This is a genomic window from Burkholderia sp. RF2-non_BP3, assembly GCF_001522185.1.
In the GTDB taxonomy this organism is placed as follows: domain Bacteria; phylum Pseudomonadota; class Gammaproteobacteria; order Burkholderiales; family Burkholderiaceae; genus Burkholderia; species Burkholderia diffusa.
This window is the reverse complement of the sequence record NZ_LOSU01000043.1, coordinates 276,786-290,315: the sequence shown is the minus strand read 5'-3', so window position 1 is coordinate 290,315 and position 13,530 is coordinate 276,786. Positions and strand designations below refer to the sequence as shown.

10 protein-coding genes are annotated in these 13,530 nt (G+C 67.1%); 4 read left to right on the top strand and 6 right to left on the bottom strand.

Translation table 11 applies throughout. The features are described 5' to 3' along the window. The first annotated feature begins 135 nt into the window (after positions 1-135). Entirely contained in the window at positions 136-1,722 is a 1,587-nt protein-coding gene (gene nadB, locus WS45_RS23225; RefSeq protein WP_059527704.1) for an L-aspartate oxidase, read from the top strand. An 89-nt stretch (positions 1,723-1,811) separates the two neighbouring features. On the opposite strand, the gene nadC is transcribed toward nadB, so the two are convergent. The 6 genes from nadC to purN form a co-directional block, all read right to left on the bottom strand. After that, entirely contained in the window at positions 1,812-2,693 is an 882-nt protein-coding gene (nadC, locus tag WS45_RS23220; protein ID WP_059701864.1) for a carboxylating nicotinate-nucleotide diphosphorylase, read from the bottom strand. Beyond that, positions 2,690-3,826 (bottom strand): quinolinate synthase NadA, encoded by a 1,137-nt coding sequence (gene nadA / locus WS45_RS23215; protein WP_059692268.1) that lies wholly within the window; start codon positions 3,824-3,826, stop codon positions 2,690-2,692. The genes nadC and nadA overlap by 4 nt, the downstream gene beginning before the upstream one ends. A gap of 355 nt (positions 3,827-4,181) precedes the next feature. Next, a complete protein-coding gene (locus WS45_RS23210; protein ID WP_059527709.1) occupies positions 4,182-5,378 on the bottom strand; it encodes a DesA family fatty acid desaturase in 1,197 nt (398 codons plus the stop codon). Positions 5,379-5,597: 219 nt separating this feature from the next. Next, entirely contained in the window at positions 5,598-6,977 is a 1,380-nt protein-coding gene (locus tag WS45_RS23205; protein ID WP_059701862.1) for a mechanosensitive ion channel family protein, read from the bottom strand. 15 nt (positions 6,978-6,992) lie between these two features. Continuing rightward, a complete protein-coding gene (locus WS45_RS23200; protein WP_059692217.1) occupies positions 6,993-8,255 on the bottom strand; it encodes an RsmB/NOP family class I SAM-dependent RNA methyltransferase in 1,263 nt (420 codons plus the stop codon). Further along, positions 8,252-8,914, bottom strand: a complete 663-nt coding sequence (purN, locus tag WS45_RS23195; protein ID WP_059701860.1) for a phosphoribosylglycinamide formyltransferase — start codon at positions 8,912-8,914, stop codon at positions 8,252-8,254. Before purN ends, WS45_RS23200 begins: the two co-directional genes overlap by 4 nt. Positions 8,915-9,037: 123 nt before the next feature. On the opposite strand from purN, the gene WS45_RS23190 reads away from it, so the two are divergent. From WS45_RS23190 to lspA, 3 genes are all read left to right on the top strand, one after another. Next, entirely contained in the window at positions 9,038-10,030 is a 993-nt protein-coding gene (locus WS45_RS23190; protein ID WP_059527721.1) for a bifunctional riboflavin kinase/FAD synthetase, read from the top strand. Positions 10,031-10,132: 102 nt separating this feature from the next. Next, entirely contained in the window at positions 10,133-12,970 is a 2,838-nt protein-coding gene (gene ileS, locus WS45_RS23185) for an isoleucine--tRNA ligase (RefSeq protein ID WP_059701858.1), read from the top strand. A gap of 2 nt (positions 12,971-12,972) precedes the next feature. Next, a complete protein-coding gene (gene lspA / locus WS45_RS23180; RefSeq protein ID WP_059527727.1) occupies positions 12,973-13,473 on the top strand; it encodes a signal peptidase II in 501 nt (166 codons plus the stop codon). Positions 13,474-13,530: the final 57 nt, after the last annotated feature.

Here is a 13,530-nt window from a genome sequence, read left to right as displayed (position 1 = left end):
CGACCAAAAAGCCCCGCACATGCGGGGCTTTTTGTTTTGCGCGCACGCGCGGGCCCGACGCGGTATGCTCTCCCCTTTCCGCGGCCACGGCCGACGGAACGCACAAGAGCTAAAGCGTAACGATGGAGATGCAGCATGAAATTCGACGTGGCGATCGTCGGCAGCGGCCTGGCAGGGCTGTCGGTCGCACTCAACCTGGCCAGCACGCGACGTGTCGCGCTGATCGCGAAACGTTCGATGATGGAGGGGGCAAGCGATAACGCGCAAGGCGGCATCGCGGCCGTCCTCGATTCGGCGGACAGCATCGAGAACCACGTCGACGACACGCTGGTCGCCGGCGGCGGCCTGTGCGACGAAGGCGCGACGCGCTACATCGTCGAGCACGGCCGCGAAGCGATCGAGTGGCTGATCTCGCAGGGTGTGCCGTTCACGAAGGACGATGCGGCCGAACTCGGTTTCCATCTGACGCGCGAAGGCGGCCACAGCCACCGTCGAATCATCCACGCGGCCGACGCGACCGGCCATGCGGTGCTCGCGACGCTGTCCGACCGCGCGCGCCAGCATCCGAACATCACGTTCTTCGAAAACCACCATGCGATCGACCTGATCACGTCGGACCGGCTCGGGCTGCCCGGCCGCCGTTGTCACGGGCTGTATGCGCTCGACGTCGACAACGATCGCACGATTACGATCGAGGCGCCGCACACGGTGCTCGCGACCGGCGGCGCCGGCAAGGTCTACCTGTACACGACGAACCCCGACACCGCGACCGGCGACGGCATCGCGATGGCGTGGCGCGCGGGCTGCCGCGTGTCGAACATGGAATTCATCCAGTTTCACCCGACCTGCCTGTTCCATCCGTACGCGAAATCGTTCCTGATTTCGGAAGCCGTGCGCGGCGAAGGCGGCCTGCTGAAGCTGCCGGACGGCACGCGCTTCATGCCCGCGCACGATCCGCGCGCGGAACTCGCGCCGCGCGACATCGTCGCGCGCGCGATCGACTTCGAGATCAAGAAGCGCGGGATCGACTGCGTGTATCTCGACATCAGCCATCAGCCGGAAGCCTTCCTGCGCGAACACTTCCCGACGATCCACGCGCGCTGTCTCGAATTCGGCATCGACATCGCGAAGCAGCCGATCCCGGTCGTGCCGGCCGCGCACTACACGTGCGGCGGCGTCGTCACCGACCTCGCGGGACGCACCGATCTCGCGGGCCTGTATGCGGTCGGCGAGACGTCGTACACGGGGCTGCACGGCGCGAACCGGCTTGCGAGCAATTCGCTGCTCGAATGTCTCGTGATCGGCCGCGCGGCGGCCGAGGCAATCGAGGCGGCCGGCTTCGACGCCGACACGCCGGGCACGCTGCCCGCATGGGACGAAAGCCGCGTGTCGGATGCGGACGAGGAAGTCGTCGTCGCGCACAACTGGGACGAACTGCGCCGGCTGATGTGGAACTACGTCGGCATCGTGCGTACCGACAAGCGTCTCGAGCGCGCGAAGCACCGGTTGTCGCTGCTGCGCGACGAGATCCACGAGTACTACGCGAACTTCCGCGTGACGCGCGACCTGCTCGAACTGCGCAATCTCGTCGACGTCGCGACGCTGATCGTGAAGAGCGCGTATTCGCGCCGCGAAAGCCGCGGGCTGCACTACAGCCGCGACTGGCCGCACACGTTGCCGAAGGCGCTGCCGAGCGTGCTCACGCCCCGCTCGCGCCGCTGAGCGGCACGCCCTTCCGGCTTGCGGCCCACGAAAAAGCCGCTGGCGTTTGCGCGCCAGCGGCTTTTTTCGTCAGACGGTATGTCGTGCGGTCAGTCGACGATCCGCATCGAATAGTCGGTCGCGTGCACGTCCTTCGTCAGCGCGCCGATCGAGATGCGGTCGACGCCCGTCTCCGCGAACGTGCGCACCGTATCGAAATTGACACCGCCCGACACCTCGAGCACGGCCTTGCCGGACGCGACGCGCACCGCCTCGCGCATCATGTCGAGCGTGAAGTTGTCGAGCAGCACCGACTGCGCGCCATGCGCGAGCGCCGTGTCGAGCTGCGCGAGCGTCTCGACTTCGACCTGCACCGGCACGCCGGCATCGAGTGCGAACGCCGCATCGAGCGCCTCGCCGACACCGCCGGCCGCCGCGATATGGTTTTCCTTGATCAGGATGCCGTCGTACAGCGCGAGACGCTGGTTCTCGCCGCCGCCGACGCGCACCGCGTACTTCTGCGCGAGCCGCAGGCCCGGCAGGGTCTTGCGCGTATCGAGGATCTTCGCGCGCGTGCCTTCGACGCGATCGACGTAACGACGCGTCGCGCTCGCGACGCCCGACAGCAATTGCAGGAAGTTCAGCCCGTTGCGCTCGGCCGTCAACAGCGCGCGCGCCGGCCCTTCGAGTTCGCAGACCGTCGAATCCGGCGTCATCCGGTCGCCTTCACGATACCGCCACTGCACGACGATCGACGGATCGATCCGCGCGACGACGGCCTCGAACCACGGCACGCCGCACAACACCGCCTCCTCGCGCACGATGATGCGCGCACGGCGCCGCTCGCCTGCCGGCACGAGCCGCCCGGTCTGGTCGCCGGTGCCGACGTCTTCGGCGATCGCATCGGCGACGTTGCGCGCGATCGCTTCGTCGAATGCCGTGCCGTATTGGGCGCGCACGGCTTCGAACAACGGAGAGACTGCGCTGGTCATGCAGCCCCCACGTTCGCAAACAGTTGCTGATCGCGCTGCAGATCGCCGCTCGCCTGCACGCGCTTCTTGTGCGCCGCTGCGAAATCGAGCATCCGGTCGATCGGCAGACGCGCGCGCGCGCCGATCGCGGGATCGACGAAGATCTCGTTGTGACCGCGCTCGAGCACGTCGGCGAGGTTCGCGAGGCCGTTCATCGCCATCCACGGGCAATGGGCGCAGCTCTTGCAGGTCGCGCTGTTGCCGGCCGTCGGCGCGGCGATGAAGGTCTTGCCGGGCGCCGCGAGCTGCATCTTGTGCAGGATGCCGAGGTCGGTCGCGACGATGAAGTGCGTCGCGTCGAACTTCACGGCAGCGTCGATCAGCTGCGTCGTCGAGCCGACGACGTCCGCCTGCGCGACGACGTTTTCCGGCGACTCGGGATGCACGAGCACCTTCGCGTCCGGATACTCGGCGCGCAGCAGGTCGAGCTCGATGCCCTTGAATTCGTCGTGGACGAGACACGAACCCTGCCACAACAGCATGTCCGCGCCGGTTTTCTTCTGGATGTAGCTGCCGAGATGGCGATCGGGTGCCCAGATGATCTTTTCGCCCCGTGCGTGCAGGTCGGCGACGATCTCGAGGCCGATCGACGACGTGACCATCCAGTCGGCGCGCGCCTTCACGGCGGCGCTGGTATTCGCGTAGACGACGACGGTGCGGTCGGGATGCGCATCGCAGAACGCGGAGAATTCGTCGACCGGGCAGCCGAGATCGAGCGAGCAGGTCGCGTCGAGATCGGGCATCAGTACGCGCTTGCCGGGGCTCAGGATCTTCGCGGTTTCGCCCATGAAGCGCACGCCGGCGACGACGAGCGTCTGTGCGTCGTGGTCGCGGCCGAAGCGGGCCATTTCGAGCGAATCGGCGACGCAGCCGCCGGTTTCGTCGGCCAGCTCCTGCAGCTCGGCATCCACGTAGTAGTGAGCGACGAGCACGGCCTTTTCACGCGCGAGCAGCGCCTTGATGCGCGCCTTCAGTGCGGTGCGTTCTTCGGCGGACGGTGCCTCGGGCACCTTGGCCCACGCCTGGCCCACGCCGCAGACGGTCCCTGCCGAGACCGGCCGGTCGTACTCGACGGGTTTGATCGTCGATTGCATCTCCATATCTCCTGTCGACCCGAGTTAGTGCTTCAGCACTTACTCGGGTCCCATGCTTCGCTGTCGACCCGAGTTAGTGCTTCAGCACTTACTCGGGTCCCATGCTTCGCGGTCGACCAGAGTTAGCGCTTCAGCACATACTCGGGCCACATGCTTCACGGTCGACCAGGGCTAGCGCGTGAGCACCTGCTCTGGCCCCATCCTCTACGCTTGCCCCGGGGCGCCACGTCGGCGCGGCCCCGAGCCTCATGCGAATTCCGGCACGTCGGGTCGCCCTTCGAAAACCGGCCGCCCAAATGAAAAAACCCCGCCAACGCGGGGTTTGTGACGTCCTGAGATTCTAATCGATTTCGAATCAGGCGTAGCGACGCAGGCGCGTCGCAAATTCCTGCAGCGCCTTGATGCCGCTTTGTTCCGCGCGATGGCACCAATCCTGCAATTGCGCGAGCAGTTGTTCGCGCGAGGCGGTCGAGCGATCCCAGATCGCGGCCAGATCCTGGCGCAGCTGGAAGTACGTATGCAGCTTCTGGCTGTTCGCGAAAATCTCCGGCAGCAGCTTCTTCTGCGGCTCGTCGAGGCCGTCGGCGTCCTTGTGGAACCACTTGCGCGCGCCGCGCATCAGCTGGTACTTCTCGCTCGAACCGAGCTCCTTCAGATGCGCGAGCTCCTGGCGGTACGCACGCTTCACGGCCTTGCCGTAGCGCGCCATCACTTCGTAACGGTTCGACAGCACGGCCTGCAGCGTTTCCTGGTCGAGCACCGTCTTCGGCTTGTTCAGACGCGGCGTCGGCGCAACCTTCTTCACCTTCGCGAGACCGAATGCCGACATGATGCGGATGTACATCCAGCCGATGTCGAACTCGTACCACTTGTTCGACAGCTTCGCCGACGTCGCGAACGTGTGGTGGTTGTTGTGCAGTTCCTCGCCGCCGATCACGATGCCCCACGGGAACAGGTTCGTGCTCGCATCGGCCGAGTTGAAGTTGCGGTAACCCCAGAAGTGGCCGAAGCCGTTCACGACACCCGCGGCCCAGAACGGGATCCAGACCATCTGCACGGCCCACACGGTCAGGCCGAGCACGCCGAACAGCGCGATGTCGATCACCATCATCAGGCTCACGCCGAGGATCGGGTACTTCGAGTACAGATTGCGCTCGATCCAGTCATTCGGCGTGCCGTGGCTGAACTTGCGCATCGTTTCTTCGTTCTTCGCTTCCGCGCGATACAGCTCGGCGCCTTCGAGGAACACCTTCCAGATGCCGCGCGTCTGCGGGCTGTGCGGATCTTCCTCGGTTTCGCACTTCGCGTGGTGCTTGCGATGGATCGCGGCCCACTGGCCCGTCAGCATGCCGGTCGTCATCCACAGCCAGGCACGGAAGAAGTGACTCGCGATCGGGTGCAGCTCCAGCGCGCGGTGCGCCTGGCAGCGGTGCAGGTAGACCGTCACACCGATGATCGTGACGTGCGTGACGGCGAGCGCGAACAACGCGACCTGCCACCACGAAAAGCGCAGGAGCCCGTGGGAAAGAAAATCGAGCAGGGAATTCAACAAGGCAGTTACCTGTGGTGAGAGCGATGCCGGCGCAAGCCGACGTCATAAAAATGAAAGCATACCGCGTGTAGACCGGAATTTTACTTCAACCGTTCCAAGTCTTTGTAAAAAATGAATATTTTCTTGTCTTGACGCAACGCAAACAGTCCATCGGCGGACCGGGAAAGCGCCACGATCCGGTTCTGACCGCCCGATTCGCCCGATTCGCCCGATTCGCGCCTAGGCCGCCGACGCCCGCCCGTCCGCCGCACCGCCGACCACCGCCACAGGCATCCCGTCCGCCACCGCGCCGGTCGCGCCCAGACCGTCCGGCAGGCCGACCACGCGCACTTCACGCTGCGGGAACGGAATCGAGATTCCGTGCTCGCCGAAAAGCCGCCAGATGTTGCGGTTCACGGACGAACGCACGCCCGACGTGCCTTTCGCCGCATCCTCGATCCAGAAGCCGAGCTCCAGATCGATCCCGTCCGCGCCGAAGCTGACCAGATACGGGGTCGGCGCCGGGTCCGCGAGCACGCGCGGCACGTCCTTCGCGGCTTCCGCGAGCACCGCGAGCGCCTGCTCGACGTCGCAGGTATAGGCAACCTGCACGGCGACCTTCGCGTAGCCGCGCGTCAGATACGACGACTGGTTCTGCACGACGTCGGTGATCAGCTTCTCGTTCGGGATCAGCGTCTCGTTGCCGTCGAGGCCGCGCACGACCGTATAACGCGTGCGGATCTGCGTGACGACGCCCTGCAGCCCGCCGACGCTGATCGCGTCGCCGAGCCGCAGCGAGCGGTCGAGCAGGATGATGAAGCCCGACACGTAATTGCTGGCGATCTTCTGCAGCCCGAAGCCGAGGCCGACGCCCACCGCGCCGCCGAACACGCCGAGCACCGTCACGTCGATGCCGACGAGCGACAGCCCGATCAGGATCGCAGCGAACACGAGCAGCGCGCGGCCGACCCGCGACATCACGACCTTCAGGTTCGCGTCGAGCGTGGTGGCGCGCGCGAGGCGCTCCTCCAGCACCGAGCCGAGCCACATTGCGACCATCAGCGTCACGCACACCCACAACGCGCCGGAAATCACCGACAGCAGCGTCAGGTGCGCATTCGCGACGCGGAACTGCACGCTGTCGAGCCACGCGATCACGTCGCGCTGGATCCCGAGCACCGTCAGCACCATCGCCGCCCACACGATCACCGACACGATCTTCTCGACGATCGACAGCCACGCATGCGTATGGCCGTCGCGCGCGAACACGCGCCGCGCGAAGAAGAACAGCACGTAGATGAGCCCGATGCCGAACAGCGGCACGAGCGCGAGCGACAGCAGCGACGTCGACATGAACGGGTCGAACCCAAGCTGCGCGGCCAGCACGAACAGGCCGCCGAACAGCGGGAACAGCGCGCGCTTCAGGCTTTGCGCACCGGCGCCCGGCGTCCGGCCGGCCGCGCGCCGGCGCGCGTCGATGCGGCCGTGCACGAAGCGCGCGGCGACCCACGCGAAACACAGCGCGCCGACGAGGATCGCCGCCTGCCAGATCATCACGGGCTGGTTGAAGTCGCGGATCACCGACGCGAGCCGGTGCGACAGCAGGCGGTTCTGCATCATCCGTCGGTCCTGCCGTTACTGCGCGCGTCGTTCGAGGACCGCGGCGAAGAAGCCGTCGGTCGCATGGCGGTGCGGCCACAGCGACAGGTAGTCGCCGGTCTCGAGCTCGATGCGCTGGTCGGCCAGCACCTTCTGCGCGGGCACCAGCACGAAGTCCGGATGGTCAGCCAGGAACTGCTCGACGATCGCTTCGTTCTCCGCGTCGAGCACGCTGCAGGTCGCATAGACGAGCCGGCCGCCCTTCTTCACGAGACGCGCCGCGCTCGCGAGGATCGACGCCTGCTTCGGCGTGAGCTCCTCGATCGACGTGCGCGTCTGGCGCCACTTGAGGTCGGGGTTGCGGCGCAGCGTGCCGAGGCCGCTGCACGGCGCGTCGACCAGCACGCGGTCGATCTTGCCGGCGAGCCGCTTGATCTTCGCGTCGTGCTCGCTGTCGATCAGCACCGGATTCACGTTCGACAGCCCGCTGCGCGCGAGGCGCGGCTTCAGCTTCGTGAGGCGCTTTTCCGACACGTCGAACGCGTACAGGCGCCCGGTCGAGCGCATCATCGCGCCGAGCGCGAGCGTCTTGCCGCCGGCGCCCGCGCAGAAATCGACGACCATCTCGCCGCGACGCGGCGCGACCAGCGAGCACAGCAGCTGGCTGCCCTCGTCCTGCACCTCGATCTGGCCTTCCTCGAACAGCTTCAGGCGCGTGAGCGCCGGCTTGCCGACGACGCGCACGCCCTGCGGCGCGAACGGCGTCTCGCCCGCGTCGATGCCGTTCGCGCGCAGCGCGTCGATCACCTGTTCGCGCGTCGCCTTCTGCGCGTTGGCGCGCAGGTCCAGCGGCGCCGGGTAGTTCAGCGCCGCGGCGAGCTGCGCGAGCTCCTCGGCGTCGAAACGGGCCGACAGCGCCTGGTAGATCCAGTCCGGCAGGTTCGTGCGCACGCGCACGGGCAGGCTCGCCGGATCGATCTTCGACACGTGCTCGAGCCACGCGGCCTCGGTGTCGGACACGAACGGCTTGAGCGCATTGCGGCCGAGCGTCTGCATCAGGCCGAGCAACGTCAGGCGCCGCGCGGGGCTGCCCGTGCCGCTCTCGGCCAGGTGCGAAAACTCCATCTTCCGGCGCAGCACCGCGAACACTGCTTCGGCGATCACGCCGCGCTCGGCGTGGCCGAGCTTCGGGTGCGCGCGGAAGAACCGGCTCGTGGTCGCGTCGGCGGGGCCGGTGAACTTCAGCACCTCGGCCAGCAAGGTCTCGGTCTGGCCAATCAGGAATCCGTGCAGCTTCATACGCCCTCGCTCGTTTCGGTATGCGGTTGATCCGCGAAAATCCAGCGCGCCTCTTCCGGCGCCACCACTGCCCGGCCGTTCTCGAGGCGCAGGCGCCCCTCGACGAACCAGCGCACCGCACGCGGATACAGCACGTGCTCGACCGTCAGCACGCGCTGCGCGAGCGCGGCCGCGTCGTCGCCGGCGCGCACGGGCACCGCGCCCTGCGCGACGATCGCGCCGCTGTCGAGTTCGGGAATCACGAAATGCACGCTCGCGCCATGCAGCGCGACGCCGGCATCCAGCGCCTGCTGGTGCGTGTGGATGCCCTTGAAGCTCGGCAGCAGCGACGGGTGGATGTTCAGCAGCCGGCCCTCATATCGTCTGACGAAATCGGGCGTGAGGATGCGCATGAAGCCGGCGAGCACGACGAGATCGGGCGCGAAGCGGTCGATTTCGGCGGCGAGTGCCGCGTCGAAGCTGTCGCGGCTGTCGAACGACCGGTGGTCGACCACCGCGGTCGCCACCCCGTGCGACGCGGCAAAAGCCAGGCCGGCCGCCTCGGGCCGGTTGGCGATCACGGCGGCGACCTCGGCCGGCCAGCGCTCCTGCGCGCACGCGCGGACGATGGCCTCCATGTTGCTGCCGCGACCGGAAATCAGGATCACGAGTTTTTTCATCCGCGAATTTTACCATTCGCCCCCGCGTTTCCCCCCTTCTCGGCCGCCGGGCCGCCCGAACGTTTATAATCTTCTGCTTTGCGGCATCCCACCGCCCATTCCCCCGACGCTGCATCCGCTATCGTGAAAGTCTTCCGCGGCCTGCCCAACGCCGAGAGCCGCGCGCCGTGCGCGCTGACGATCGGCAACTTCGACGGTGTCCATCGCGGCCACCAGGCCCTGCTCGCGCGCGTGCGCGCGGCAGCGGACGCGCGCGGCCTGCCCGTGTGCGTGATGACCTTCGAGCCGCATCCGCGTGAATTCTTCAACCCGGCCGGCGCGCCGCCGCGCATCGCGATGCTGCGCGACAAGCTGGAGGCGCTGCGCGAACACGGGGTCGACCGCGTCGTCGTCGAGCACTTCAACCATACGTTCGCGAGCCAGTCGCCGCAGGCGTTCGTCGAACGCACGCTGGTCGGCGGGCTGCACACGCGCTGGATGATGGTCGGCGACGATTTCTGCTACGGCGCGAAGCGCGCGGGCACCTTCGACACGCTGAAGGCGGCCGGCGAGCAGTACGGCTTCGAGGTCGAGCAGATGGGCACGGTCGCCGGCAGCGACGGCACGCGCATCTCCAGCTCGGGCGTGCGCGCCGCGCTCGCCGCGGGCGATCTCGACGCGGCCGCGCAGGCGCTCGGCCACGGCTACGCGATCAGCGGCCACGTCGCCCACGGGCTGAAGCTCGGCCGCGACCTCGGCTTCCCGACCCTGAACCTGCCGATCGCACACAAGCGGCCGGCGCTCGCGGGCATCTTCGTCGTGCAGGTGCACGGCCTGGGCCCCGCCCCGCTGCCGGGCGTCGCGAGCCTCGGGCTGCGTCCGACCGTCGACGATTCCGGCCGCGTGCTGCTCGAAGTCCACCTGCTCGACTGGCACGGCGACGCGTACGGCAAGCTCATCCGCGTCGAATTCCTGAAGAAGCTGCGCGACGAGGCGAAGTTCGACGATCTCGAGGCGCTGTCGCGCGCGATCGCGCTGGACGTCGCGAACGCGCGCGCGTACTTCATCGAGCGCGACCGCGCGCCGGGCAGCCGCGCGACCGGCTTCGCGACATCGGCGACCGACCGAATTAGCTGATCCGGCCGGCGGCGCCCCGCGCCGCACCCTCGCGCCGCCGACACGCGCGCATCCCCGATTCACGACGCACGAGCGTCCCCCGATTTAGATAGCGATCCCATCATGAGCAACAAGAAAGCCGATTCGAAACCGCAGGCCAAGTATCCGGTCAACCTGCTCGACACGCCGTTCCCGATGCGCGGCGACCTGCCCAAGCGCGAACCGCAGTGGGTCAAGGAATGGGAAGAGCGCGGCATCTACGACAAGATCCGCGCGGCCAGCCAGGGCCGGCCGAAGTTCATCCTGCACGACGGCCCCCCGTATGCGAACGGCGACATCCACCTCGGTCACGCGGTCAACAAGATCCTGAAGGACATCGTCGTGAAGTCGCGCAACATGGCCGGCTTCGACGCGCCGTACGTGCCGGGCTGGGATTGCCACGGGATGCCGATCGAGATCCAGATCGAGAAGCAGTTCGGCAAGTCGCTGCCGGCGGCCGAGGTGATGAGCAAGGCGCGCGCGTACGCGACCGAGCAGATCGAGAAGCAGAAGGTCGGCTTCAAGCGCCTCGGCGTGCTCGGCGACTGGTCGAACCCGTACAAGACGATGAACTTCGTCAACGAGGCGGAAGAGATCCGCGCGCTCGGCAAGATCATCGAGAAGGGCTACGTGTATCGCGGGCTGAAGCCGGTGAACTGGTGCTTCGACTGCGGCTCGGCACTCGCCGAGGCGGAAGTCGAGTACAAGGACCGCACCGACCCGACGATCGACGTGATGTTCGCGTTCGCGGAACCGGAAAAGACCGCGCAGGCGTTCGGCCTGCCGGCGCTGCCGCGCGCCGAGGGCGGCATCGTGATCTGGACCACCACGCCGTGGACGATCCCCGCCAACCAGGCGCTGAACCTCCATCCGGAAATCGTCTACGCGCTGGTCGACACCGAGCGCGGGCTGCTGATCATCGCGGAAGAACGCGTCGAAGCCTGCATGGCCGACTTCAAGCTGACGGGCCGCGTCGTCGCGACCGCGCCCGGCGTGAAGCTCGCGAACCTGCGCTTCCACCACCCGCTCGCATCGGCCCACCCCGGCTACAAGCGCACCGCGCCCGTCTACCTCGGCGACTACGTGACGACCGACACGGGTACCGGCGTCGTGCACTCGTCGCCGGCCTACGGCATCGAGGACTTCCAGTCGTGCAAGGCGCACGGGATGACCGATTCGGACTTCATCAACCCGGTGATGGGCGACGGCCGCTACATCGAATCGCTGCCGCTGTTCGGCGGCCTGTCGATCTGGGACGCGAACCCGAAGATCGTCGACGCGCTGAACGCAGCCGGCTCGCTGCTGCGCAGCGAGAAATACACGCACAGCTACATGCACTGCTGGCGCCACAAGACGCCGATCATCTACCGCGCGACGTCGCAGTGGTTCGCCGGCATGGACGTCAAGCCGCGCGACGACGGCAAGACGCTGCGCGAAACCGCGCTCGAAGGCGTCGAGGCAACCGCGTTCTATCCGTCCTGGGGCAAGCAGCGCCTGTTCAGCATGATCGCGAACCGTCCCGACTGGACGCTGTCGCGCCAGCGCCAATGGGGCGTGCCGATGGCGTTCTTCGTGCACAAGGAAACCGGCGAGCTGCACCCGCGCACGCTCGAGCTGCTCGAGGAAGTCGCGAAACGCGTCGAGCAGTCGGGCATCGAGGCATGGCAGACGCTCGACCCGCGCGAGCTGATCGGCGACGACGCGAACCTGTACGAAAAGAACCGCGACACGCTCGACGTGTGGTTCGACTCGGGCACGACGCACTGGCACGTGCTGCGCGGCTCGCACAAGGATCAGCTGCAGTTCCCGGCCGACCTGTACCTCGAAGGCTCGGACCAGCACCGCGGCTGGTTCCACTCGTCGCTGCTGACCGCGTCGATGATCGACGGCCGCGCGCCGTACAAGGGCCTGCTCACGCACGGCTTCACGGTCGACGGCGAAGGCCGCAAGATGAGCAAGTCGCTCGGCAACGGCATCGACCCGCATGAAGTCGCGAACCGTCTCGGCGCGGAAATCATCCGCCTGTGGATCGCGTCGACCGACTATTCGGGCGAGCTCGCGATCTCCGAGGAAATCCTGAAGCGCGTGACGGAAGGCTATCGCCGCATCCGCAACACGCTGCGCTTCCTGCTCGCGAACCTGTCGGACTTCGACTTCGCGCAGCACGCGGTGCCGGTCGGCGAATGGCTCGAAATCGACCGCTACGCGGTCGCGTTCTCCGCGCAACTGCAGACGGAACTGCTCGGCCACTACGAGAAGTACGAGTTCCATCCGGTCGTCGCAAAGCTGCAGACGTACTGCTCGGAGGACCTCGGCGGCTTCTACCTCGACGTGCTGAAGGACCGCCTGTACACGAGCGCGCCCGATTCGCGCGCCCGTCGCTCCGCGCAGACCGCGCTGTACCACCTGACGCACGGGCTGCTGCGCGTGCTCGCGCCGTTCCTGTCGTTCACCGCGGAGGAAGCGTGGAAGGTGTTCCAGCCGGCCAGCGACACCGTGTTCACGGAAACCTACTACACGTATCCGGAAGTCGCCGGGGCGGCCGCGCTGATCGAGAAGTGGGCGCTGCTGCGCGACGTGCGCGGCAACGTGACGAAGGCGCTCGAGGAGGCACGCACCGCGAACCGCATCGGTTCGTCGCTGCAGGCGGAAGTGGCCGTGCATGCGAGCGGCGCGCGCTACGACGCCCTCGCGAGCCTCGGCGAAGACCTGAAGTTCGTGCTGATCACGTCGGCGGCAACGGTCGTGAAGGTCGACGACGAAGCGCAGGAAAGCGTCGACGTCGCGGCGTCGAAGTACCAGAAGTGCGAACGCTGCTGGCACTACCGCGAGGACGTCGGCGCGCACGCCGATCACCCGACGCTGTGCGGCCGCTGCTTCTCGAACCTGTTTGAAAACGGCGAAAACCGGAGCGCTGCTTGAATATGGCGAAGACTGTGTCGAAACCGGCCAGCGGCGCGCTCGCGCCCTGGCTCGGCATTTCGCTGATCGTGATTCTGTTCGACCAGCTGTCGAAGATCGCGATCCTGAAAACGTTCGCGTACGGCGCGCAGCATGCGCTGACGTCGTTCTTCAACCTCGTGCTGGTGTACAACCGCGGCGCCGCGTTCGGCTTCCTGTCGACCGCGAGCGGCTGGCAACGCTGGGCGTTCACCGCGCTCGGCATCGGCGCGACGCTCGTGATCTGCTTCCTGCTGCGCCGTCACGGCCAGCAGCGGCTGTTCAGCCTGTCGCTCGCGCTGATCCTCGGCGGCGCGCTCGGCAACGTGATCGACCGGCTGATCTACGGCCACGTGATCGACTTTCTCGATTTCCACCTCGGCGCCTGGCACTTCCCGGCGTTCAACCTCGCCGATTCCGCGATCACGATCGGTGCGGTGCTGCTGATCTACGACGAACTGCGTCGCGTGCGCGGCTCGCGCTGAGCGCGCATACTCGGTGTCGACGGCCGGCTTCGCGCCGGCCGTTCCGTTTGACCCTTG